The organism is Metabacillus litoralis, from assembly GCF_007994985.1.
Classification (GTDB): Bacteria; Bacillota; Bacilli; order Bacillales; family Bacillaceae; genus Metabacillus; species Metabacillus litoralis.
On record NZ_VOQF01000009.1, the window covers coordinates 180,711 to 206,127 of the forward strand.

Here is a 25,417-nt window from a genome sequence, read left to right on the forward strand (position 1 = left end):
CCGTATTCAACAATTAATTCACACAATCTTTTTACAAAACGGTGGTGAAAAGTTAGAGAGTACGTAAATAAAGAGAAGTCAAACATCGACTTCTCTTCTTTCCTTTACTATTAAATACGAGAGAATCCTTCAGCCTCAAGATAGTTTGTTGCTTCCTTATAAGAATTAAACGTACCATCAAGTCCACCATCTTCTGAATAAACATTCCAAAGATCCTCTTCTTGTATAACGGTAAGTGTAACAGTATTATCATTCATCCATACTTCTTCTGTCGGTTCATCAGAATCCTCTGTTTTCTTAGAGGTTAGTGAAAGAATAGAATTCCTAATAATCTCATGTAATTCTTTCTCCGTAAAATCACGAACATTGACCATACCTTTATCGTTTGTTTCAAATCCCGTCATTTTCCCAGCATACACAAAACCATTTCCATTAGGATGTAGGTGATAAACAACGTTTTTATGGTCATATGAACTATCATTATAATGAAAATTCACTCGTCTTAATGAAACATCATTTCTTTCAAGTTCAGGGAACGATTCAATTATTGCTAATTTCTCTTCAAATGTTAACATATAGTCTCCAATATAAATTATTTTCTTTAGTATATCATTATTGTATGTTGATCATGCACATTTTACTTGTTATATTCTATTTTAACTTAGAATAATAATATATAAACTAAATACATATTAAGTTATTTTATACTTTTATCTTTAATGAAAAATCTACTAATATAGGTAATCTTTTGGACTTTTTCTAAGCGTCCTTCCCTTTCTAGTAAGGACTTCAATTTGTTTGAAGCTAGACATTATTGGGTAACTATTGAGAAAAGACTAGTATAAGGAGAAATGAGATGCAGGGAACCAATAAAGTACTGTTAACAAAGGATGATATGACAAACCCAGCTGTTGTCCCTGGATGGGTTATACATGAATACAATACCTTTCATCAAATTGTAACGGAGAAAACATTTCCCTGTTATTTTGGGATGAAAGCAGAGATGAAGGGTGAGCTTCGTTACGCCTATATCACGCAAGAGGATTGGTCTAACCTACCAAAAGCTGTTGAGGAATTTCTAACGCTTTTTAACGAACCTCCATACATACGTCATGGACTGTTTGTCTTTGTCGAACCTGAAGAAGAGAAGGATGATCTTGAACACTATCGGAAAAGGTTTTGGGACATTTTACAAAGCTTACATGAAAATGATAAACAAAAATGGCCAGATGACACGCCTAAAGATCCGGATCATTACTTGTGGGACTTTCATTTTGGCGGTGAACCAATCTTTGTGTTTGGAAATGCACCTGCATACAAACAACGAAAAACTCGTGATCTCGGTAACAGTCTTATCCTTGGTTTTCAACCACGAAAGATTTTTGAAGGACTTGAAGGAACACAAAAAGGTGGAATTATGTCTCGTGAAAAAGTGAGGGAACGAGTAGAAAAATGGGATAACCTCCCTACACATCCCGATATATCTCACTTTGGAGATCCTGACCATAATGAATGGAAGCAATTTTTTATTGGAGATGATGCAGAGCCGGTACAGGGAGAGTGTCCGTTTCTTCATAAAGCTCAGTAATAAAAAAAGTAAGCCTCGCCATTTAAAAAATGTTGAGGCTTTTCAATTAATTGATATTTTCTATCTTTTGGTGCTTTAAGATATATGTTTTCAATAACTAATTCAAACTACCGCTTTACTATTACTTGTGGTACGGTTCACCGTGACTAATTCTAAATGAGGACTACAAGGTAAAAAAATCCCTCGAATCATCTTCCGAGGGAACATTTAAACACACTTCATATTTAAACCTACTGCCACAAAGCTATTTCAATTCTATCAACGCCACACACTCCACATGTGTTGTAATTAGGTCACTAAAACTTTAGCTTAAATTGATGTAGCAGTGTTTACAGACAAGGAATGCAATATTAGTTAACAGTACTCATTAACAAATAGCATTGCATTTCAACACTTTTTTTGTACTGCACATTTACTTATTATGTAAAAGTAAAATATCCAACTTGCGCTGAATGCATATATTATACATATCCTCTTATAGAATTATTTGAAGAATTGAATAGCGTATGCAAACAAATCTGCTTTAATACCATTAAAGTCTTGATTCAAATCGAGAGATAATACGGAAATTTTATTTCCCTTAATGTTGTACGTATGGTGCGGTTGGTTTAATGTTGTTGTTCTGGCATAGAGTAACATGCCACCTACTATTTCAGTAGATTTCTTGTTCCAATTATTTACGTAAGTAAAAATTTGATAAAGATTATTTGATTTTTGTTTTGACGCCCCTCCCTCAAATCTTGTGACCATATTCTCTGAATAAAACTTTGTATCCACAATCAGTGTTTTATTACCTTTTTGAAGCACAATATCAGTTTGCATGATTGGCAATGCTTCGATAAATCCATCATCAACGTTCCAATGAATTTGAGGACGTGATACAAGGTAATCCGTTTCACGTTTAAAAAATGAATAGATGAATTTTTCGTATAAAGCCGAAAGCCTTTGTTCATCCTGTACTTGCTTCGTAAATAGATATGTCGAATTCTCTTCAAGTAATAGCTCTTCAAAAAGATATCTGCATACATCAATGATAAATTGATATCGAATATTTTGCCGATTATACTGGACATTTTTCCAAAGTTGCCGGTTCATCTCTATGTCTGATACCTCAGCAAAATAAGGGAGAAAACCATAAAATAATCTACGAGTTTTTTGTATTATTTTTGCTGAATGAGATAAGAAAACAAGAGTAGCTTTAATAATTTGATTCAACAATATATCTTCAGAAAACTCATCGTATATTACCACGAGCTTCTTATCTACCAACGCATTTTTCTTTACTGAAGAATTTATATCAATTTTCCCCTTGATAACAGTGGAACTCTCCTCAACACATACGTATTCCTTAATTAATCCCCCACGAATTAATACAGGTATTCCAATAGATAAAATTTCTGCATAAAGGTCTTTGACGTTTTCAAATCTTTCTGTTCCAATATGTTTATATTCTGAAAGATTCAAGGTTTGATATGCATATGAAAGCATATAATATATATTACGAATTGGAATATTGCTATTTCTCTCCATCGCAACAACCCCTTAGTCGTTCTGCCCACTCCTTAGCCTTCTGTTCATCATCAAACCAATACTCGAATAGTTGAGGAATAATTTCATATTCCACAACTTCTTCTACCCGATTTACAGAATCAACTTTATAAGCACTCCCTAAAAAATAACTATGACCAATTTGAAAACCCGCACCAAGTTCTTCAACAATTTGATTATTTAAACTCTTGATTTCATCGATTACCCGAACCAAAACTTCTGGATTATTTAATTTATCAACATACGACTTAAATGTATCATTTTCAAATGCCGGCTTAATTTCGACGAATGAAAACCTTCTTCTAAGAGCATAGTCTAACAGCGCTAAACTTCTATCGGCTGTATTCATCATACCTATGATATATAAGTTGGATGGAACTGAAAACTTATCGTTAGAGTATAGGAGACTGATTTGTTCCCCTCGCTTATCTGTTTCAATAAGCATCATCAATTCTCCAAATATTTTACTCATATTTCCTCGATTTATTTCATCAATAATGAAGAAATAATTACGTTCAGGATCACGTGTTGCTTTTCTTGCAAACTTCACAAATGGACCTTGTTTAAGTTCAAAACCATCACCTTCAGCTTTCGGACGGTAACCTTCAATAAAATCCTCATAACTGTAACTTTGGTGGAACTGAACCATTTGGACACGAGTCTCATCCTTTTCTTCCATCATCACATAAGCCAGACGTTTTGCAATATACGTTTTTCCTACTCCGGGGGCACCCTTCATGATGAGATTCTTCTTATTTTCAAGTACAGAAATTAGTCGGGTCAGCTCCTTTTTTTCGATAAAAACATCGGAAAGAAAGTCACCAGTAGAAAAAGGTTCATTTTCTTGAACAGTAGGTTTAGATTCAATAAAACGAATGTAATAGTCAATCGAACTCCCTGATACTCCTTTATATTTTCTGTAGGATTCATCTGATAAAACTACATCTTTCAATTGCTTCAATAGCTCAGTATCTGTTTCTCCAAATATTGAAGTATCAAAGTAGCTCTCTATATCCTTTAATGCGTTCACCTTTTGAGTAACCGTTTTATCGTTCAAACTGGTTCCACTGTCTGTGACTTGTTTTGATAACCAAGTACGAAATTCATTTGCTTCCGCAATTGTTGGATCAATGATGTCGTCATTTATCACCTGCTCAATTTCTTGAATCATATCTGGATAAGGATTCAGACATGTCATAGTCTTTTGCGCAAAAGTCTGACGCAGTTCCCACTTACCAACTTGTAGCCACTCGACTTTTCTTCTATGTTTGTACTCCGTTTTTCCACTATCGAAGTAATAATCTCCAGTAACGACTCCACGAGCTATGATTTTCTTAATTCCTACTTTAGCATAAACAACGTCGCCTATCTGAATTTCACTATAAAAGTCCCACACTGCTTTTGTATCGTTGATAGGACGCTTTCCATCAGCTCTCTGCTCTGATATTTCTCGTTCAACCGCTTCCTTAGAATCGTAGTTATTTAAATCACCTAGATAATCCCAACCAAGCCCAATTACACTTTCAGAATGAAAATTATCCCATAATCTTGAGTGTTCCCCCGCTGAAACAACCCAATAGTTGATGCTATTATCAATTTCACCTTCTTGATTCGCAATTTTCTTTTCCTTTTTAGGATAAATTAAAGTAGGATTTTCATTGTAGTATAGAAATATCAGATAGGATCTAAGTAAAACACCCCAGTCGGGTATCCCCCCTAAATTGTCAGGCTTACTTCTTTCGCCACGATTAAATTCATCTTCGGCATATTTCTGTCTGAACAGTATTCTTCTAGTTCCAAATTCTTCTGGATATCGAGGTATTCCCTTACCAGTCACTATTTTTTCTATATCTTCATCACTTTGTTTTGTCATCTGTTGATAGACATTTTTAAATTCTGAATACAACTGGTAATCAAAGAAATTTTGCTTATATCCAGTAGCAAGCTCAAACTTATCTAGTAGATAACCAAGTTGTTCAAGATAGGGTGAATACCAAATTCCAGTTTTTTCACCCAGATTTTCAGCTACCCAATCTTTATATTTTTCTTTTTGAGAATTAACAAGTTCATTCATAGTTTACCTCCAAAAAGTAAATTCTTTACTTAAATTATATCATTCTACAATTCAAAAAAACCGCTAGTTACTACTAGCGGTCCCATCCTTATCAAGGCATATTATCTTTTACACCAAAAGTACTTTAAATACGTTGATTGTACCTTTCAATACATCAGTTGCTTTTGTACATAAGTTTTACCTTATTTCAATAGAAATTGGCTATAGTATGAAAAGTCCGGAAGTTTCATTGTATTCTTCAACTACAGCAAAAATATAAAAATCTTGTCCCATACCAATGTTTTCTCTAGTATTTCAGAGCCAAAAGCTTAAATCAGATACATTGACATCCTCAAAGTTAAAACTAGGTCTAATAGCAGTTGTTTCACTATAATCACCAGCATAAATTAAAATGTCATATCTTATTGTATAAATCTCATGTTTCATCATATTTGCAATATTTCCATCGAATTCAATGGGTCTATCAGCATATTTTTTTGCAAATTCACCTACAATTGGATCCGATGGATCCTTGACTGCCAAGACAGCTGCAAGATCTTCATTATTTTTCACCGTTAGTATTTCCTGATTGCTATACGTAGATGTAGCATTGGTTGGTTGTTCAACTGTCTCAGAACTCTTTTCATCAGTAGATTCGGTATCACTTACTTCCACTATTTCTTTTTTATTTCGTTACCCATGAAGTTTATTTCAGACTTCGTAGCATAACTTCCATGGCTTTTGCCATCAGAGTTAACTTTGCTTCCTCCCAAACCAAAGAATTGCTCTGATGGTTTAAAATGTAGACCAACTACCGGAACTCCTAATTGATGATAAAAACCAATTTTATACTGAGCATCATGAAAAACCTTTATTGAATTTGCATTGTTAAAACTAAATTCATTCCCTAAAGCAAGTCTGGAGCAGGTGCCCTTTTCTAACAAAATAATCAAAGAGGTACTTAGAAAATTTAATGTACCCTTAATAAAATCTTTTGCAAATTGTGTTTCAAATAAATTTCCTTTTGTTCTTATTCTGCTCATCTGACTCCTAGTTGGAATAGGGAAAAAATCCGTATGTATTACTCGAATTATGGATATTCTTTTGAGTTGTTTATCACTTTTCTCTTAAAAAATCCAGTTAAGGATGTATATTACTCGAATGGTGAAGGAAACTAATTTAAACTGATGGTGATTGTTACTAGAAAAGACTCCTGTCATACTACAGTTATTAACCATAATTATTTTATTTGCAGGATAAACAATCACTATTTTTCCATCATCCGATGAAAGTGAGGCAGCGTTATATGAAAGCAACTGGTATTGTTCGTCGCATTGATGATTTAGGTCGCGTAGTGATTCCAAAGGAGATACGTAGAACGCTACGTATTCGTGAAGGAGATCCCCTAGAGATATTTGTGGATCGAGATGGTGAAGTCATTTTAAAGAAATATTCACCAATTAGTGAACTAGGTGACTTCTCAAAGGAATATGCGGATGCCCTATACGATAGTATGGGACATCCAGTCTTAATCTGTGATAGAGATAATTTTATTGCTGTATCTGGTGGTTCTAAAAAGGAATATTTAAATAAAAAAATCAGTGATATTGTCGAGCAAGTTATGGAGGAAAGAAACTCTGTTTTAAAAACTGCAGGCGGAGAAATCCAGATAGTTGAAGGATTAAGTGAAGATATTATATCTTATACAATTGGACCGATTGTAGCTAACGGTGATCCGATTGGTGCGGTAATCATTCTTTCCAAGGATCAATCCATCGGTGAAGTTGAACATAAAGCCGTCGAAACAGCAGCGGGATTTTTAGCTCGTCAAATGGAACAATAAGCAAGTTAAAAGAGGTAGCGTAAATTGGTTACCTCTTTTTGGTGAGGTTCTACGCATAAGTAATTTTTAATTTCACCAAAGTTTAGTTAATGCTTATTTAATTAACACTAGTTCCACTAAAAGTACTCACTTCTTTGATATACAAAAAACGCATTCAAACTTCTTACGTGGCAACCGTTTAGTGATATTTGCTGAATTTTTTGTGTCTAACATACTTTAAGTACTCACATCTACTTTTGTCGAGGTTATTTTACCAGGTATAAATGGTAATTCAATTTGTTAATATCTTTATTCAATAATGATATTTCTATAAACTACTTCACACAAATGTATTGAATTAATTAAAATCTTGGATTAAATTTGAGGTTGTCGATTATTAAATATATCTGAGTATACCGGTCGTAAAAGAAATTAGGTTTAATTGTATTAATAGATTTCCAGTAGTTTTCACTAAAAAGAGATTTCAAAAAGGCAAACTATATTCTATATTCTGATATTCTTACTGAAGCCCTTAAATATAACCTTTTCCTCCTGAGCAGACTATAAAGTGATCTAAAAGATCACTTTATATTATTTCCCTTACATCTACTAACCTGGGAGTGACTTCAATATCTTCCCTTTATGGCTCAGTTAATCCGCTGCTAGGATGATCATGATATTTCTTTTATTACAACTTCATACTGGAGAATTCAATTCTATGCTCACCCTAAAAATTTTCTTTGTGTTATATAATTTTACGCACGCGTGATTTTTTGTTGCGTTTACATTTATATATTGATATACTTGTTGATGGATAGATAGATTCATTCTTTTTAGGAGGTACATAATATGGGGGTAAGCTATAAACCTTTATGGTGTTTATTAATAGAGAAAGACATGAAGAAAATGGACCTTAAAGAGAAAGCTAATATTACAGGAAATATTATTGCAAGGATGGGAAAGAATGGTTATATCGATATGAAGTCTATCGAAAAGATATGTTTAGCTCTTGAATGTTCACCAAATGATGTATTTGAAATTATAAAGGAAATTAAAAAGGATATTTAATAGACAGTCACAATCGCACATTTACCAAAAAAAATGCAAACGAGGAAGAATATGAGATATTTAGGTAATAAAGAATCAATAACACCGGAAATTTATGATTTACTTAAAAAAAAGGGATTAATAAACCAAAGCTACACCTTATTCGATGCTTTCTGTGGAACTGGTTCAGTATCTGATGCTCTAAAAGGGAATTTTAATATAATTGTCAATGATTCTCTGACATGGAGTGTTGTTTATACTAGAGGGCGACTTTGTGCACATGATTGCAAGTTTGATAAACTTGGATTTAATCCTTTTGAGTATTTTAATGAAAATGTAGATATTTTAGAAGGTTTCTTCTATACTAATTATTCACCTGCCGGATCTAGTAGAATGTATTTTAGTCCTCATAATGCAGGACGTATAGATTTTTTCAGAGCAAAAATTGAGGAATGGAAAAATACAGATGTTATATCTGAAAATGAATATAGCTTTCTATTAGCTTGCCTTATTGAATCTATTTCCTTAGTATCAAATACTGCAGGGGTATATGGGGCATTTTTAAAACATTGGGATTCACGAGCAGTAAAGCCAATCCAATTTATTAAGGTCGAATCCAAATATTTAAGTCATAATAATCTAAGCTTTTATAACGATAAAACTGAAAATATTATTTCAGAAGTCGATTGCGATATTTTATATTTAGATCCACCTTATACGCAAAATCAGTATGGAACTCAATACCATATCTTAGAAACCCTTATATTGGATGATACCCCCAGTATTAGTCCGATAACAGGTTCTAGAAGTACAACTCCTATGAGATCTGATTGGTCAAAAGACAATAAGAGTCATATACTCTTTGATAAAGTTATAGCAAAAACAAAAGCAAAGTACATTTTATTTAGTTATAGTATTGATGGCTTCTTATCTAAAGATTTTATTGAAGCTACTTTAAAACGTTATGGAAAAGTAGATACGTACGAATGTAAAAAAATATCCTACAAAAAATATAAAAACTTTAAGTCTAATGGTAAAAAGGACCATTTTGAATATCTATTTTTCATTGAAAAAAAGAATATTGATCAGATTAATTATGAATCTCCTCTAAACTATATTGGTAGCAAGTCGAAAATGATTGATGATATCAAAAAATATTTACCTGATAACATTGATACATTTATTGATGCATTTGGAGGAGGTTTTAACGTCGGAATAAATATAGATGCAAATAAAGTAATATATAATGACGTTAATTTTTTTGTTAAAGAACTTGTAGAATCATTTAAAGAAAATGATCCGTATGATTATCTTTTATATATGCGTAGAATAATTAAGAAATTTGGACTTGAGGCTGCTAATTCAGAGAATTATTTAAATGCACGAGATTATTACAATTCTTTACCATACGAAAAACGTGACCCTAGACTCCTCTACACAATTATCTTATATGGATTTCAACAACAAATACGTTTTAATAGTAATTATAATTTTAATAATCCTGTTGGTATGAGATGGTTTAATGATAAGGTCTTAGAGAAAATGATTAGTTTCTCAAGAATATTAAAAGAAAAAAATGTTATTTTTAAAGGCTGTGATTATACTGAATTAATCAGTGAGATTAATAAAGATACCTTTGTTTATATGGATCCACCATACAGATTAACAACTGGAACTTATAATGATGGTAAAAGAGGATTTAAAGGCTGGAATGAAACCTATGAAGAAAGACTATTTGAATTTGCTGATTATCTAAATTTAAATGGAGTTAAGTTTATGATTTCATATGTACTTGAACATAAGGACGCGGTTAATTATCAATTAAAGTCTTGGATTGAAGATAGAGGTTACAGGCTAATAACTATACCCAACATTCCTGGCCGAAAAAGAAAAGAGGTCCTGATTGTAAATTACGACAAATTATTAAGTTTTACTTATGAATCCTTAGATGATATTGATATGGAAATTTGCAGTTCTAAAGTTTCTAATAACCCTTAATGTAATGCAAAGAAATTTTAATTTTCGAATGTTTTAGACCCTAAAGGAAAAATGAATTGAGAACTAAAAAAATTGGATTGCAAACAGATATTATGATTTAATAGAATTATATGTAATGATAGGTATAAAATGGAAGGAGATGACTATTAGAAACTATGACAACATCTACTCTGCCACACTTCGTTATTAAGAATAATTATCAAAAAAGCTCTGGTCATTATTCTGACTTTTTAACTCATGAGGTCTTAAGAGATATCTGTTTCAGGATTACAGGTGTAGAAGATTTTATAGTAGACTTTGTAGATGAGGTAAATGTTGGAAAGCTTGCCTTGCTAGAATATCAAAATACAAGTTCCTATGTCTTAATTCCTGACTTAGAAGTTGATGGTCGTAATGCGTATTTCCAAAGTTTCCCAACTTCATTAGTGAGTTACTATGCTAATCCAAGTACTAATAAAAACATATACTTTTACTTCCTTCCTTTTACAGGGAATAATGATACAAATTATTATCGCTTTTTATATAGATTAATGGCTACTGCAGGTGTGCAATTTTTGAACACTACAGATTATTTACAAAATGAAATATCACCATTTACTACCGTTGAGGATATTATAGCTGGGCGAGAAATCAACCGTAACAGAAATAAGTCAAATAAGTCTACTTATATTACCAAAAATACTGATAATGTAGTTGAGATATTTGGTAAGACTTATGGAGCAAACAAAAAAGAAACCACACTCTTATGTTTAGCTCTATCAAATTTATTAAATGATCAGGCTAAACTATATATAATTTGTGAGCAGGATCTTACTAATTTACCAGCTCCTGATTTAGCAGTTATTGTTGCATTAGGTAAAATTGAAGTAATTCAAACAACTTTAACTATGGAAAGAAGAGAATTAGAAGAAAATAATGACTTGCGTTCACCTCATTTTATATATAATCTTTTAGATAAATTAGGACCTAAGAAATGTGCCCTATGTGAGTGTGATATTCCACAATTAATTCAAGGAGCACACATTTGGCCAGTAGCTTCAATAAAACAAGAGCATCAATTAACGTTAGAAGAAAAACTTGATCATACCACTAATAGAGATAATGGAATCTGGTTATGTGCAAATCATCATAAATTATTTGATGAAGATTTATTAATTATTGAAACTAGTGGAGAAATAAAGTTTTCAGATAAAATAGCAGAGAGCTCCTTAACCTACTTAACTAATACAACTTCTAAATTAGTCTTGGAACCTGCAATAGGTAATGAACAAGTTGAGTTTTATATCTCAAAACGTTACAGCTAAATTAAACGATTCTCATATAAAACAAAGTGCCTAAACAAATTAAATGTTTGGCATTTTATTTTATATAGATCTTTTAAAAAACTCATTTACTTATGGTACGGTTCACCGTAGTTATTTAAGAGGCAAAAAAACGGCATCTCACCTGTTGAGATGCCTTAATTTTTCACTTTTACACGATAGTTTAAAATATATATAATGCCTATGGTAAAGTTACGATATACCACCCACCCAATAATTGAACTATAATGTAGCCATATAGATGAAATCTATCATGTTGAAATATAGGAAATGTGTCACGTTTATCTCAATGTATTAATTTTTCAGGTTCTATATATAAATCCTTGTTTACACTTCCCGATTGTGTAAAGTACACACTTCTCTCATGATCAATTACTTCAACTATGGATATATGAATATAAAGATGGAAGTGTTCAAGTAGAGGATCAAAAAACACACCTTACTTATCAGGTAATATCACTTTTACAATAAAGGGTTTGTGCCGAATGTTTAATTAATACAAAACAAACCATAGTTGAAATCAACTAACTATGGTTTTTATTTTTAGCTCTAATATTTCACTTCTATAGGTGTATAACACCATTTTCATTTGAGATTAACTTCTTAGTGAATTTTTTTGAATCAAGCCACTTGTCCCAAAACAGCCCTTTCTCAACAAATTCACAACAAATTTCTTCTGCTTGAAGTAACTCAATCTGATCAATGTTCCTTCGAGAAAAATCAATAGCCCCTACCTTTGTTGAAAAGTCTTGTTCTAACCTTTTCCTTTTTATATCTAATAGCTTTTCTAAGTATTTGCCCTCAGCTCTTATATGGAAGAAATTCTCCCTGAATTTAACATAAGGATATTTCTTTCCATCCTTACCCACATGATATCCCAAATGTTCTAATTGATTAGACTTATATAACCTCCTAAGAATTCGGTGCTTTAGGAAATAGTAATTATGCTCATTTATTTTAAGAAACTGGACATCTTGTCTGTATGGAGTGAACTTTGATTCATCTCGGTATGCTTTTGCTTGCTTATTTATAACCCATAACGCCCAAGACAATTTATCTAATATCTCGTCTTGTGTTTTGGGAGGAAAAAAGTCATCTCCTTCTTCAAAATCATCTTCAAAAGTGATATCATCTTCAAATTCTTCAAAAAGGTCTTCTATATCATCATGTGTATCAATTTCCTTCTCATAATCAGAAGTATCTAAAGTTCCTCCAATAATTTTCCCTTCAGTTGTTACATAGATTCTTATAGCAGGTCTGAAAATATTTTGGTATACGTATTCTTCAAAACCTCTTTCTCTGTCCACCCACATATACTTATAATTCTCTTCAAGCCATTTCCTTTTATCTATATTTACTTGCCCCCAATTGGATTTTTCTATTGCTTCTTGCAATGGAATCATTTTATCAATATTCAAATTAATCGCTCCTTTTCAATATTATTAAGAAACTCAAAAAAATTTCAAATATGTACCATACAATAACTCAACTAAACTATTATCTATCTTTCTACGTCTATATTAAATATTGGTTTCAATTTCCCAATTGCAAAGTCTCCAAATAGAAGCGGTTTACAACTTCTTCTTCTCCATACAAGGTAATAAAGCTAAAACCGATATGTATTATTATTAATTCTGCTGTATTTGGATGGTCAGTAAACAATCGTCTAATTCCTCTCCGAAGCTGACCTGTAGTTGCTTCACCTTGGATTTGCATAATAATGCTTCTTTGCTAAAGACTCTTTTCCTGGTACAGAACCTAATATTAACACTCTTGAATTCTTATTAATTACTGGCTCTAAAGATTGCACTTTATTAATATCGCTATTCATTCTGCTCTCCCTCCAACTCTTACCTATCAGGATAATGGATAGGAATAATATTACATTTATTTTATCACCATTATAATACAATCGTTCTCACTTGTTTGTTGAAGAAATTTAACTCTTGCTTTATTTGTAAGAGAAAGGGAACATTATTTCTCTTTTTTTTATTCCATTGTAAAATCATATGGAAGGAGGCATTTTAATAAATGAAATAAAACAAGTAGCTATATATTGTCGTGTAAGTACAGAAGAACAAGCAAGTGAAGGATATAGCATATCTGCACAAAAACAAACTTTACGTCAGTATGCCAACTTATATGGATGGGAGGTTATTGACGAGTATATTGACGAAGGAATTAGTGGAAAAGACATTAAAGGTCGCCCTGCTATGCAACGTATGATTACAGATGTAGAGAAAAGAAAATTTCAAGCTGTTTTGGTATGGAAAATTTCACGCCTATCACGTAATATGTTAGACACTCTTGTTCTATTGGATAAGTTTGAAGAGTACGATGTAAAAAATTTTTTTACTCGGAGAACTTTGATACTGGTACTGGTAGCCCGATTGGTCGTCTTGTCGTTCAACTCATGGCTTCCATTGCCGAAATGAAGAGAAATACACTTTCCGAAAACGTCAAGCTCGGAATGACACAACGAGCAAAAGAGGGCAGTTGGAACGGAGGCATAGTGTTTGGCTATGATTCTATTGAGAAAGAGCTTGTCATAAATCCTAATGAAGCACAAATTGTTCAACATATATTTGAATTGTATGCAAATGGTAAAGGACTTAAAGCGATAGCCAACTACTTAAATAAATCAGGCTATCGAACCAAACGAGATCGTCATTTTTCTATAAATGGCATTTCTACCATACTGGATAACCACATTTATGTAGGAAAAGTCCGTTGGTTACAAGTTGAAAATTGGGATAAGAAACGCAGACGTGGTAGAAATCCGAACCCTATTGTAGTCGATGGCAAACACCAAGCCATTATTTCAGAGGATCTTTGGAATATTGTTCAATCAAGAAGACAAAGTAAATCATTTAAACAACGTCAATCTCATGAGCCTTTCCTATTGAGTAGTTTCCTTCTCTGTCCTGATTGCGGTCAGAGTATGGTCCCTCCATTACAACATATACACGTAAAGATGGAAGTAAACGACAGCATAGATACTATGTATGCGGGAATTTCCACAATAAAGGTACTTCTGCTTGTAGAGCCAACTCAATTAAAGCGTATGACGTAGAAGAGGCTGTTATCAATCGAATAAAATCGTTCTTGTCTGATTCAAAAGGTTTTATTCATACCATTGAAGCTATTAACAAGGATACCGTTCAATCAAATGTATCATTACAAGAGCAGTTAGATCAATTACAAATTCAGTTGGATGAAGCAAATGCTATGCAAGAAAAATATATGCAAGCATTTGAGCAAAATCTCTTTCCTGTTTCCATCTTACAAGAGCGTTTACAGAAGATATCTAACCAGAAGACAATCTTAGAAAAAAAAGAGAATGAACTTAGCATCCAATTAAATTCATCAGATACAAAGTACATTCAACCAGACATCATTCGTCAATTGTTAGAAAAGTATGTTTATGAAAGTTCATCCAGAGGCAAGAAAAAGCAACTGTTTCAACTTTTACTAAGTCAAATATCCAGAAAGCTAATAAAACGGTCGTTCTCGCAATGTGGATAAAATAGAACTCGATTTTGATTTTTCCGAAGTAAACCTTTCAAAGACATTTACACTTATCCACATACTATATCGTGGATTAGATGAAAATGATGGAAATACTACTTCATTTGCTGGTTCAAAAGAAAAACTGCTACCTTATCTTCAACTTTTTTTGCCTCTATTTATGGTACGGTTCCCCCCTATTAATCCGAAACGCCCGATAAACCTGCTCCAACAAAATCAACCTCATTAACTGATGGGGAAAGGTCATCTTAGAAAACGACAACGTATCATTCGCCCTTTTCATCACCTGTTGACTCAATCCAAGCGAGCCACCAATAATGAATGCGATTTTACTCTTTCCATATGTAGCTAGCTGATCGATCTCTTTTGCTAGTTGTTCTGATGTTTTCATTTTTCCTTCTATTGCTAGAGCAATAACATGAGTGTCATCACTGATTTTACTTAAGATGCGTTCGCCTTCTTTTTCCTTTACAATTACCATTTCGGTTTCACTTAGGTTTTCTGGTGCTTTTTCGTCTGGTAATTCTATGATGTCTAATTTTGCGTATGCTGATAATCTTTTTAAGTATTCATCAATACCTTGCTTCAGATATTTTTCTTTCAACTTTCCTATTGTGATAATTGAAATATTCATCTCTTTGTTTGCTCCATTTCATTAAAACGCTATCAAAATTCTTATCCACAATCGTTCACTACTTATCCACAATTATAAAAATAAATCAGCTACCAACTATATATACTGCTGGGTTCTTGCACAACCCACAAATTGTGGATAACTTATTATTTTCATCCACTTTTTCAATGATGGGAGCTATTTCATTTTCATCTACAAACATATCTATCGCTAAATCTATATGCTCTTCACAACAATACATAATTTAAATTCCTCCTTATCCACATGTGGATATTTCCTTATTTCTCAAACCTATTTCTTATTTTATACTTATCCACAATGAAATTCATAAAAAAGAGAGAGCTAAATATTAGCCCCCTAACATATCTTCTTCTCCTAATTTCATCTTGCCTGTTTGCTTTTCACCATTTCGATAGAAATTAAATTCTACCGTATCACCAACATTTTTTGTATAAAGAATTTTACGTAAATCGATAATATCCTTTACTTCTTCTCCAGCAAATTCTGTGATCACATCAAACTCTTGTAAACCAGCTTGTGCGGCTGGTGATATTGGAGCGACACTCATAACAATTACTCCGTTATTTGTATCTTCTGGTAGCTTTAATGTTTGTTGCTTATGATAGCTTGATACTTCATTTAATGATCTCATACCTATTCCCATATAAGGACGTCTTACTTCACTATAATTTTCAAGATCCTCAATGATGGGAATAGCATGATTAGCTGGTATTGATAAGCCAATCCCTTCAACAGCCGCTTGAGCTATTTTCATTGAATTGATACCTATTACCTTACCATCCATATTAATAAGAGCTCCACCGCTATTACCAGGGTTTATAGCTGCATCTGTTTGTAGTACCTCTGCATTCCAATCAACCAAGCCATCTCCGTTTTCATCAATTGGAATAGCTCTTTCAGTTCCTGAAATAATACCTTGTGTTACTGATCCTGAAAATTGAAGACCTAATGGATTACCGATTGCAATAACTGGCTCACCTGGTTTTACCTTGTCAGAGTCACCAAATTGCGCAACCTTCGTGATTTTCTCACTATCAACTCTTAACACAGCTAAATCTGTTAAAACATCACTACCAAGAATTTCGGCTGGAATTCTTGTGCCATCACTTAAGCTAATTTCTACCTGTGATGCACCAGCTATAACATGGTGATTTGTTACAACAAAGGCATTATCACCTTCTTGTTTATAAATCACTCCTGATCCAGTTCCTGCTTCACCCGTTTCATTCCAAAATCCAGCTTCCTGTAAATTTACTACACCAACAACAGCTTCTGATACATCATCAACAATACCGGTGATAGCAGTGTTCACATTTACTGCAACATTTTTCACAGGACCAGTTAATTCAGCGGTTCCTTCTTGCTGCTGGTCATCCTCGCCACCTAAATTCATATCATATGGGAGGAAGTTCGAAAACGCCGGGAAAGCAAATAGCATGAGTAATCCGCCTAAAACAGCACCAACTAAACCTGCTAAAAACCAGCCTCCGCGATTTCCTTTTTGACGTTTCGCATTATAATTTTCATAATCTTGGTCATAATAGCCCATTATGTTCACCATTCCTTTCCATAGCTCGTGTGAATAGTGTTATATCTAATCAACATTATTCTCTTGTACAATGAAAATTAACCACAAAGATGATGATTTTACATAACTTTTATTTGTTTATTCTTCTTTTCTCTTCATAAACAAAAAATTTATATTGCTACAAGCGGTGTTGGGGTTGTTGGATCTGTGTCATATAATTCAAATCGCTCTCCTGTAATAAAGCCCTTGCTTGCAAGTGTTTGCTCTACAGACATTCGTGCTAAATCCTTCATATTATTGTCTTTACTTAAATGAGCTAAGTAAATACTCTTAGTTGAGTCTCCGATTACATCCATCATGGCAATTGCCGCATCTTCATTGGATACATGTCCAACATCACTTAAAATACGACGTTTAATGCTCCAAGGATAATGCCCCATTTGAAGCATTGAAACATCATGATTACTTTCAAAAACAAAGGCATCAGCATTTTGAATGATGCCCTTCATTTTGTCACTTACATAACCAGTATCAGTGATTAACGCTAATTTTTTTCCACCATGATGAAAAACGTAAAACATCGGCTCAGCTGCATCATGTGATACGCCAAAAGATTCAATATCAAGTGATGTGAAAGACTTTACTGTTCCTGTTTGAAACACAAACTTTTGCTCTGTTGCAATTTCTCCAACTAGACCATCCATTGCTTTCCAGGTTTTTTCATTCGCATAGATTGGTAGCTTAAATCGTCTTGCTAAGACACCAAGCCCTTTAATATGGTCACTATGCTCATGCGTTACAAATATACCTGAAAGCTTGCTTATATCTCGTCCAATCTGCTCAAATAAGCTTTGCATTTGCTTACCGCTAAGCCCTGCATCAACTAAAAATGATTGATTTTCTGTTTCTACAAATATTGCATTCCCCGTACTACCGCTTGCAAGTACACTAAACTGCAAGCTCATATCTGGTCACTCCTCTTCTTCCCTACTGTGTAGATTGTAAAACGTCGCCCTCTAAGGCATTAACGTAAAAATCCTTTGTCTCTTTTGTATCAGTTTCAACAATAATATGCCATGTTGGTGCTAAAATTTGTTGATTTGTTAATGGAATATGAGTGTAATATCCATATTGAATATTTTTCACTTCACTGTTAGCAGTTAAGAAATTCTTATTATATAAAGCCTCGATTGCCTTTAAAGCTGGTACTGCTGACTCTTTTTCCTCTACCTCTTTTATATCCTCAAGGAGAGATTGCTCATAGCCAACAATTTGATTCTTTTCAACCTGGAAAATAACCATTCCAATATGATCATCCTTCGATTGGAAGATATTACGTCCACCATATCTTTGAATGCAGATAATGTTCTCTGATACTCCATCTGTATACCAGTATTGATATTTATCACCATAAAGAATATGATCCTTTAAAATCTGATTAATTCTATTCTCTAAATTTGTTTCAGGTATAGGTAATGGATTATCAAACTCCATATTTATTGAGCGAAATGAGTTGCTGCTACTACTTAAGACTAATGTTTGATTCTTCGGTAATTCCTCTAATGTGAATTCCTTACTTTTTGCCGTTATATAAAAGCTTTTTCCTTCAACTTCAGGCAATTTCTTTTTATAAGTTATATTTTCAACAGCCAATTTTTCTTCAATTGTAGCTTCTTTCATAATTTCATAATCTGTTTTATATTGTAATTTATAAAACTCAATGGCTAAAAAGATGTCTAGAATCAAGAATGCAAGGATAAAAATGGTTTTTGTTTTATTCCACTCCATTATCATCCCCCCCGACTGCTTGCTTTGTATCTTGAATTTTCAAAAGCCTACCATCTTCTAGCTCAATACACCAAGCAGGAGTTAAATTAGCATAGCTTTGCTCAACAGATCCACCTAACTCATATGCTACAAAAATATTTTTAATATCTAAGTCATTAAAGTTTGCACTATCTACTAATAATTCCTCAACTCTTTTTCCGGACATTAAAGTAGTTGGTTGTGGTTGACTAGCTATTGATTTATTGAGCTGATATAAAGGTCGATCATAGATCGCAATTTCATTTTGTACCCATCTTTGTGAAATCATTGTTGGCCCATATGGTTCATCAACCGAATTAATCACAGGGATAGAATCTAATGACATAATATATGTGATTTTCTGACTCAACTCATCAATATTAAATAATACATAATCATCAGTCCAACCACCATGATCATTGATATAGCTAACACTCTGATCTATTAGGTGATTAGGTTCTATTGCATTTGTATCAAATGGAATTGGGTTAACATACCTAACTAAGTGCTGATTAGGGTAAATGTTTAACTCTCTCGTTCCATCTGTATAGCGATTTTTTGAAAGGTTTACATCCTGTTTGACTATTCGAGGATTACTAAATAAAGCATTTTTAAATTTCTCTGCACTAATTTCATTTGTCACATATTGAAAACTATTCAAATTCACTTCATTGACAGGCAGCATGAATTCACTTCCATCATTTGAATAGAAAGCAAAATATGCAGGTAGCTCTTCTCTTTGATTAAAAAGATTTGCAACAAATTGATTTGCCGTAGCTAAGTTCACTGATGTTTCAACCATTTTCATCTCATCAGAAGCAACAAAATAAACCTTTTGGATTTCATTCTCTTTCGGAACATTTAAAAAGATACGATCAAAATTTATTGATTCATTTTTATCAGAGTCCCAATTAAAAAACGATTGAATTGTTTCGACTGGAATTTGATCAAAAAAACGCAATTCAATTTTAGCTTCTTCTAGTCCATGAATCCAATTATTAAATTTTTGCTCTGTAAAGGTTTGTGAAATTCTTTGGTTACTGCTTGTATACTCCCAATCTTGCATTTCCAACCACAAACCTTCGAGCAAGCTGTTATCTAATGTACTATAGTGATTTTCTTTTGTATGAATGAAAAGCTGTTGAGGTCGAATTACCTCAAATAACTTACGATTTTCACTACTGATTGGTATCTTTTTTAAAAAATCCTCATCTTGAATTTCCTGTAAATATGGCTGGAGGCTCCACATATTCCACGTCAAAAACAAACTAATACATACTAAGACAATTAAAATTGCACTTTTAATAGATTCTTTGTTCATTCCCACTCATCCTCTTGATTCGGGTCGTATGGCAATGTAAAGTATACAGTTGTTCCTTGACCCTCTTTACTCTGAGCCCAAATATCTCCTCCATGTGCATAAACCATTTCCTTAGCAATAGCTAACCCTAAGCCTGTTCCACCTAATTGTCTTGTTCTAGCTTTATCAACTCGGTAAAAGCGATCAAAAATCTTATTTAAGCTATCCTGAGGTATGCCAACACCCTCATCCTTCACTCGAATCTGAATTTCAGCAGCTAGCACATCAATTGTAAAAGTAACTTTCCCACCTTCTGGAGAGTACTTTAGAGCGTTTGAAATAATATTATCTAAAACCTGGGTGATTTTATCAGTATCAATTTCAACATATAGCTCATCTTTTGGAATATTCCTTTTAAACGATATATGCTGGGTCTTCGTCATTTCAAAACGATCAATTATTTTATTAATAAAAATTGTGAAGTTAATCCACTCTTTATTTAAGCGATAATCAGTGCGATCAAGCTTTGAAAGCTGTAGAAGGTCATTTACTAGACGAATCATTCGTTCAGTTTCTGTTTGTGTAACATTTAAAAACTGTGGCGCTAAATCATCATCCTTCCATGCCCCATCTGCTAAAGCTTCTAAATAACTTCTCATTGTTGTTAAAGGTGTACGTAGCTCATGGGAAACATTAGCCACAAACTCTCTTCGTTCTTGATCAATCTTCTCCTGCTCAGTAATATCATACAAAATCGCAATTAACCCTTCAATTTTACCCATTTCCTTTTGAATCGTTGAAAAGTTCACACGTAAAATAAATGGTGTTTCAGCTGTACTAAAATCTAGGGTAAAGGATTCCTGTGCATCAACCAAGCTCTCAAATGTGTGTTCATCATCTAGACCTAATAATGTTGTAATATTAATATCTTTGATTGTTCCACGTGAAACATTAAGCATTTCTAACGCAGGATTATTCACTAAAATAACTTGTCCAGTGTGATTTGTTGCAATGACGCCATCTGTCATATGTGCGATAACAGAAGCTAACTTTTTTCGTTCACCCTCAGTCATTGCTTGGGCATCTTCTAACCGTTCTGTTAAATAATTGAACGTTAGAGCTAGTTGTCCTATTTCATCTTCACCATAAACCTTTACTTTTCTTGAAAAGTTACCATTTGCGAGCTCCATTGCCTGCTTCTTCATATCAGTCATTGGTCTTGTAATTGTTCTCGCTAAAAATATCCCTAATGCTGCAGTAATTAAAAGTGACAAAATTGTTCCGGTTGCCAAAATCTTGTTAATTATTCTCATCTGCGCAAAGACTTCTTCCATTGAAGCAGCAATATAAACTGCTCCAATGGTATTTTGGTTTTGGTTCACAGGTAACGTCATAATAACTACCCGCGATCTTGTCTCCTTATCAAGGTATAATTTACTATGATCAAGACCAAGAAGTGCTCTTAGAAGTCGATCCTCGGTTGTTTTTTTACCAACAATATCTTTGTTGGTGCTTGATGTAGCGACAACTGTCTTATTTTTATCTATTACTTTCACTTCAAGTATTTCATCTGTTACAAAATCATCGATAATGGCTGTTATTTCACTCTCTGGTGTCTTCCCATCAGTGTACTCCTTTGGATCTCGAGCTAGTTCTTGTTCTATATTATAAACAAACAGGTTGACCCGATTAGTGAGAGATGATTCAAAATTTGCTTTTAATGATGTTTCTAATTCACGAACAAAATAGATCCCGATAATTTGCATGGCCAGTATAATAAGTAATACATAGACCATAACAAATTTAAAATGGATAGAACGAAAAAAACTTACTCTTTTCATGCTTTTAATCCTGTTCTGAATGACGTAAATAGTACCCAACACCACGTCTTGTTACAATCCATGTAGGATGACTTGGGTTGTCTTCGATTTTTTCCCTTAATCTTCTAACCGTAACATCTACTGTACGTACATCACCAAAGTAGTCATAACCCCAAACAGTCTGAAGAAGGTGCTCTCTCGTCATTACCTGTCCAATATGCTGTGCAAGATAATGCAGTAGTTCAAATTCACGATGTGTTAACTCAATTGTTTCTCCTCGCTTTGAAACAACATAAGCATCAGGATGAATTGTGAGTGAACCTATTGTAATTTCATTTGTTTGCCCTTTAGAGCCATTTGTATCGATAGCTTGTTGTCTTCTTAAATTTGCCTTTACACGAGCTAATAATTCTCTTGTACTAAAAGGCTTTGTAACATAATCATCAGCACCCAGTTCAAGACCTAAAACCTTATCAATTTCAGAATCCTTAGCTGTTAGCATAATAATAGGCATTTCGAACTTCTTTCTAACCTCTCGACATACTTCCATCCCATCTTTGATCGGAAGCATAATATCTAATAATAAAAGATCTGGCTTATGTTCTTCTACCATATCTAATGCTTGTTGACCATCATATGCACAGAATACTGTGTACCCTTCTTTTTTCAAATTAAATTGTAATATATCTGCAATTGGTTTTTCATCATCAACAACTAGTATTTTCTTATCCATGCTATCGCCCCTTTACATGACATACATCTAATATGTTAAATGTAACATGTTCACTAATGATAATCATCTTTTTAACGTTTATTTCCAATAGTTGTATTATAAATAATTTCGTCTATAACCACTAACAAATGATTAAAATAGGTTTGATTTGTTTTTAAAAGTGGTATAGATAATTAAATGCTTTCAAAATTCCAGTAAAACCTTACTGTCCATAGATTTCTTACATAACCTAATTGAAAAAAGGGACTGACTCAATTTTAATTTGTCAGACCCTTTGTAAGCTTTATAAATAATCCATTGGATTCTTAAGATTACCATTTTCATATACTTCAAAATGCAAATGAACACCTGTAGAGTTACCAGTAGAGCCCATAACACCTAACTTCTGCCCTTGTGAAACAACTTGTCCAACAGAAACAGAAATGGACTCAAGATGAGCATATACAGTTCTCATCCCGTTATTATGATCAATCACAACTTTATTACCATAACCACCGTCAAAGCCTGCAGAAACAACTTTCCCATTATCTGCTGCTTTAATTGTCTTATTACTTGGTCTTGCGATATCTATTCCTTTATGTAGCTTGCCCCAACGCTGACCAAGTCCACTAGATACATAACCACCAACTGCTGGCCAAGAGAGGTCTCCAGTACCTCTTGAAGGAATAACCTTTGTTCCTTTAACAATAATCTCTTTGACAGGCTCTTTTAATGTTTGCTCACTTACTGTTTCACGTTTCACTTCTGTTCCATTTTCTTTGTAAATCATATAATTTACTAATCTTTCACCATTCACACCTTTTTGAGTGGTTTTCTTTTCCCCTTTAGGCATTGATGAATCTTCTTTTATTTCTGTTTCAAAGGCAATTGCTTCTTTCTTAGAGCTTTCTTCCTTTGCACTTACTTTAACAAAAGGAGTTAAAATTGTTACATTTAATTCTTCACCAGGTTTAATTAGCGAATCTTCCTTTAAACCTGGGTTTAACTTTAACAATTCCTCTAAAGAAAGATTATGCTGGTTAGCAATTCCACCTAAAACATCATGATCCTTAACTTTATACTTCTTCTCTGATAAAGTACCCTTTTTAAGTAAGTTTAAGCCTTGCTCTGCTGTTAGCACTTTATCTGGCGCAACTTTTTGAAGCTCTAGTGAAACCTCTTCAGTGAATGTTACGTCTAATAAACGTGACTGTCCTTCTTGAGGAGAGTTTATTGCTATTGGTGCCGTTTTTTGCAATTCAAGAGACTTTAATTCTTCTTCTGATAGATAAAGAAGTTTATATTCGTTTAAAACGGATTCAGCTTCTTCACTACTATTAAAATGAGCAACTGCTTCACCATTGATCATCAGTTGAGTAGCTTCAACAACAACATCAAGCTCTTTGTTTAAATTTAATACCGTTTCATTATTATCATAAACAGGACGAAACATCTTTTCAGGAATAATTTCGATATCTTCAACAGATAAATTTAGATCTTTATGCATTGCTGATGCTGTTTCTATTTTTGTTTTAGTCACTGTACTAATAAGATTTTGGTCATTCACAGATCCCATATATTTCGTGTCTAAGTAGATATGGTAGACAGTTGATAGTGATTCTTCTGCAGAAGCACTAGTTAATCCTAAGGAAAAGGTAGCCACAGCTATACCTAAAGTAATTTTACTAAAAAAAGAATTCTTTTTTGGCGATTCACTAGCTACGAATCTATTAGAACGTTTGAACACTAATATTTCCCCCTAATTCTAACCTACAAGAAACTTTAGGAAGCCTCTTACATGTAAACATAGTTCTAAGTCGACATATTATGAGTAATTTTACACTTTACTAATTTACCATAAAACCGGATTATTCTTCTGTTTTCTCACTAAATTGTAATGATATTGTATTATAAGTTACATTATTTGGCTGTTATATTACGTATATATTACGTGTATTTTGCAGGATTTTGTCATGATGCGGATATTATTTACTTAATATTTAACAGTTACTTTAATAAGTTGTTAGGTAAAATGGTATTTATCTATTTTTCATATCACACTATACTAAAGCCTGTACAAAAGTACATGATAAAACTGACCAAAAAGAAAAAAAGCATGATTCTAGATGAATCATGCTTTTTATGAGTGGCTCGGGACGGAATCGAACCGCCGACACATGGATTTTCAGTCCATTGCTCTACCAACTGAGCTACCGAGCCAAATAAGTTTATGCTTCTACTAAGCTTCAAATCTCTTTGTCAGCTATTTTCGCTTATTAAAACCCTGTTACTCTACTCATTTAAAATATGTATAAAATAATGTATTACATAAATGGCGGTCCGGACGGGACTCGAACCCGCGACCTCCTGCGTGACAGGCAGGCATTCTAACCAACTGAACTACCGGACCAAGTTTTTTTCAAGAAGTGAAAATAAACACCCTTGCACTTCATCTTGAAAACAAAGTGAAAATAAACATTTAATCTTACCTTAAGATAACTATTTTCATATATTCCAAACATAAATATATGATGACCCATACGGGATTCGAACCCGTGTTACCGCCGTGAAAGGGCGGTGTCTTAACCGCTTGACCAATGGGCCGTTATAACATTCTAGTAAAAAATGGTGAGCCATGAAGGATTCGAACCTTCGACCCTCTGATTAAAAGTCAGATGCTCTACCAACTG

The 25,417-nt window shown here is 33.4% G+C and carries 24 protein-coding genes, 3 tRNA genes and 2 pseudogenes; 9 read left to right on the forward strand and 20 right to left on the reverse strand.

Annotated elements, in window-relative coordinates:
* Window positions 1-110: 110 nt before the first annotated feature.
* On the reverse strand, window positions 111-575 hold the full coding sequence (locus tag FS935_RS17030; RefSeq protein ID WP_146949843.1) for a hypothetical protein: 465 nt from the start codon (window positions 573-575) through the stop codon (window positions 111-113).
* A gap of 281 nt (window positions 576-856) precedes the next feature.
* Here FS935_RS17030 and FS935_RS17035 point away from each other — a divergent pair, with 281 nt between their 5' ends.
* A complete protein-coding gene (locus tag FS935_RS17035) occupies window positions 857-1,588 on the forward strand; it encodes a YqcI/YcgG family protein (protein ID WP_146949844.1) in 732 nt (243 codons plus the stop codon).
* Window positions 1,589-2,071: 483 nt separating this feature from the next.
* Here FS935_RS17035 and FS935_RS17040 read toward each other — a convergent pair whose 3' ends face one another.
* From FS935_RS17040 to FS935_RS17055, 4 genes are all read right to left on the reverse strand, one after another.
* Entirely contained in the window at window positions 2,072-3,118 is a 1,047-nt protein-coding gene (locus FS935_RS17040; RefSeq protein WP_146949845.1) for a 5-methylcytosine restriction system specificity protein McrC, read from the reverse strand.
* Window positions 3,105-5,210, reverse strand: coding sequence for a DUF8426 domain-containing protein (locus tag FS935_RS23760; RefSeq protein ID WP_205124307.1), 2,106 nt, complete (start codon window positions 5,208-5,210; stop codon window positions 3,105-3,107). The genes FS935_RS17040 and FS935_RS23760 overlap by 14 nt, the downstream gene beginning before the upstream one ends.
* Window positions 5,211-5,504: 294 nt before the next feature.
* Window positions 5,505-5,864 carry a DUF4839 domain-containing protein gene (locus FS935_RS17050; RefSeq protein ID WP_158638634.1) on the reverse strand — a complete coding sequence of 120 codons (360 nt, stop codon included), beginning with the start codon at window positions 5,862-5,864 and terminating at the stop codon, window positions 5,505-5,507.
* Window positions 5,864-6,232, reverse strand: a complete 369-nt coding sequence (locus FS935_RS17055) for a hypothetical protein (RefSeq protein ID WP_146949847.1) — start codon at window positions 6,230-6,232, stop codon at window positions 5,864-5,866. Before FS935_RS17055 ends, FS935_RS17050 begins: the two co-directional genes overlap by 1 nt.
* A gap of 263 nt (window positions 6,233-6,495) precedes the next feature.
* Between FS935_RS17055 and spoVT the strand changes: the two genes are divergently transcribed.
* From spoVT to FS935_RS17075, 4 genes are all read left to right on the forward strand, one after another.
* Window positions 6,496-7,032 carry a stage V sporulation protein T gene (gene spoVT, locus FS935_RS17060; RefSeq protein ID WP_146949871.1) on the forward strand — a complete coding sequence of 179 codons (537 nt, stop codon included), beginning with the start codon at window positions 6,496-6,498 and terminating at the stop codon, window positions 7,030-7,032.
* An 828-nt stretch (window positions 7,033-7,860) separates the two neighbouring features.
* Complete coding sequence (locus tag FS935_RS17065; protein ID WP_146949848.1) at window positions 7,861-8,079, forward strand: helix-turn-helix domain-containing protein; 219 nt, start codon at window positions 7,861-7,863, stop codon at window positions 8,077-8,079.
* Window positions 8,080-8,130: 51 nt separating this feature from the next.
* Window positions 8,131-10,056: a DNA adenine methylase gene (locus FS935_RS17070; protein WP_146949849.1), complete on the forward strand. Its 1,926-nt coding sequence runs from the start codon at window positions 8,131-8,133 to the stop codon at window positions 10,054-10,056.
* A gap of 155 nt (window positions 10,057-10,211) precedes the next feature.
* Entirely contained in the window at window positions 10,212-11,360 is a 1,149-nt protein-coding gene (locus FS935_RS17075; RefSeq protein ID WP_146949850.1) for an HNH endonuclease signature motif containing protein, read from the forward strand.
* A gap of 581 nt (window positions 11,361-11,941) precedes the next feature.
* Here FS935_RS17075 and FS935_RS17080 read toward each other — a convergent pair.
* The 3 genes from FS935_RS17080 to FS935_RS24260 all read right to left on the reverse strand — a co-directional run bounded on the left by FS935_RS17080 (window position 11,942) and on the right by FS935_RS24260 (window position 13,209).
* Complete coding sequence (locus FS935_RS17080) at window positions 11,942-12,796, reverse strand: hypothetical protein (protein ID WP_146949851.1); 855 nt, start codon at window positions 12,794-12,796, stop codon at window positions 11,942-11,944.
* 115 nt (window positions 12,797-12,911) lie between these two features.
* Window positions 12,912-13,094, reverse strand: a complete 183-nt coding sequence (locus tag FS935_RS17085) for a hypothetical protein (protein ID WP_146949852.1) — start codon at window positions 13,092-13,094, stop codon at window positions 12,912-12,914.
* Window positions 13,078-13,209, reverse strand: coding sequence for a uracil-DNA glycosylase family protein (locus FS935_RS24260; protein ID WP_275669625.1), 132 nt, complete (start codon window positions 13,207-13,209; stop codon window positions 13,078-13,080). Before FS935_RS24260 ends, FS935_RS17085 begins: the two co-directional genes overlap by 17 nt.
* Before the next feature lie 178 nt (window positions 13,210-13,387).
* Between FS935_RS24260 and FS935_RS24265 the strand changes: the two genes are divergently transcribed.
* From FS935_RS24265 to FS935_RS23985, 4 genes and pseudogenes are all read left to right on the forward strand, one after another.
* Window positions 13,388-13,813, forward strand: a complete 426-nt coding sequence (locus FS935_RS24265; protein WP_275669626.1) for a recombinase family protein — start codon at window positions 13,388-13,390, stop codon at window positions 13,811-13,813.
* A pseudogene (locus tag FS935_RS24270) lies at window positions 13,792-14,181 on the forward strand (recombinase family protein); the annotation flags it as partial. The gene FS935_RS24265 and the pseudogene FS935_RS24270, both read left to right, overlap by 22 nt.
* 125 nt (window positions 14,182-14,306) lie before the next feature.
* Window positions 14,307-14,417: pseudogene (locus FS935_RS23980) on the forward strand (hypothetical protein); the annotation flags it as partial.
* A 66-nt stretch (window positions 14,418-14,483) separates the two neighbouring features.
* Complete coding sequence (locus FS935_RS23985) at window positions 14,484-14,903, forward strand: hypothetical protein (protein ID WP_240050941.1); 420 nt, start codon at window positions 14,484-14,486, stop codon at window positions 14,901-14,903.
* 157 nt (window positions 14,904-15,060) lie between these two features.
* Here the strand turns inward: FS935_RS23985 and rlmH are convergent, their stop codons facing one another.
* The 12 genes from rlmH to FS935_RS17150 form a co-directional block, all read right to left on the reverse strand.
* A complete protein-coding gene (gene rlmH, locus FS935_RS17095) occupies window positions 15,061-15,540 on the reverse strand; it encodes a 23S rRNA (pseudouridine(1915)-N(3))-methyltransferase RlmH (RefSeq protein ID WP_146949853.1) in 480 nt (159 codons plus the stop codon).
* Window positions 15,541-15,625: 85 nt separating this feature from the next.
* Complete coding sequence (locus tag FS935_RS17100; protein ID WP_193559377.1) at window positions 15,626-15,781, reverse strand: CxxH/CxxC protein; 156 nt, start codon at window positions 15,779-15,781, stop codon at window positions 15,626-15,628.
* A gap of 108 nt (window positions 15,782-15,889) precedes the next feature.
* Window positions 15,890-17,110, reverse strand: coding sequence for a S1C family serine protease (locus FS935_RS17105; RefSeq protein ID WP_146949872.1), 1,221 nt, complete (start codon window positions 17,108-17,110; stop codon window positions 15,890-15,892).
* Window positions 17,111-17,259: 149 nt separating this feature from the next.
* Entirely contained in the window at window positions 17,260-18,054 is a 795-nt protein-coding gene (locus FS935_RS17110; RefSeq protein WP_146949855.1) for an MBL fold metallo-hydrolase, read from the reverse strand.
* 22 nt (window positions 18,055-18,076) lie between these two features.
* Complete coding sequence (locus FS935_RS17115; RefSeq protein WP_158638635.1) at window positions 18,077-18,877, reverse strand: two-component system regulatory protein YycI; 801 nt, start codon at window positions 18,875-18,877, stop codon at window positions 18,077-18,079.
* Complete coding sequence (locus tag FS935_RS17120) at window positions 18,864-20,216, reverse strand: YycH family regulatory protein (RefSeq protein ID WP_146949857.1); 1,353 nt, start codon at window positions 20,214-20,216, stop codon at window positions 18,864-18,866. The genes FS935_RS17115 and FS935_RS17120 overlap by 14 nt, the downstream gene beginning before the upstream one ends.
* A complete protein-coding gene (gene walK, locus FS935_RS17125; RefSeq protein WP_146949858.1) occupies window positions 20,213-22,036 on the reverse strand; it encodes a cell wall metabolism sensor histidine kinase WalK in 1,824 nt (607 codons plus the stop codon). Before walK ends, FS935_RS17120 begins: the two co-directional genes overlap by 4 nt.
* 4 nt (window positions 22,037-22,040) lie before the next feature.
* Window positions 22,041-22,748, reverse strand: a complete 708-nt coding sequence (gene yycF / locus FS935_RS17130) for a response regulator YycF (RefSeq protein ID WP_146949859.1) — start codon at window positions 22,746-22,748, stop codon at window positions 22,041-22,043.
* A gap of 283 nt (window positions 22,749-23,031) precedes the next feature.
* A complete protein-coding gene (locus FS935_RS17135; RefSeq protein ID WP_146949860.1) occupies window positions 23,032-24,474 on the reverse strand; it encodes a M23 family metallopeptidase in 1,443 nt (480 codons plus the stop codon).
* A gap of 400 nt (window positions 24,475-24,874) precedes the next feature.
* Window positions 24,875-24,947: transfer RNA gene (locus FS935_RS17140), tRNA-Phe, on the reverse strand.
* 113 nt (window positions 24,948-25,060) lie between these two features.
* Window positions 25,061-25,137, reverse strand: a tRNA-Asp gene (locus FS935_RS17145).
* 122 nt (window positions 25,138-25,259) lie between these two features.
* Window positions 25,260-25,331: transfer RNA gene (locus tag FS935_RS17150), tRNA-Glu, on the reverse strand.
* Between the last annotated feature and the right edge of the window lie 86 nt (window positions 25,332-25,417).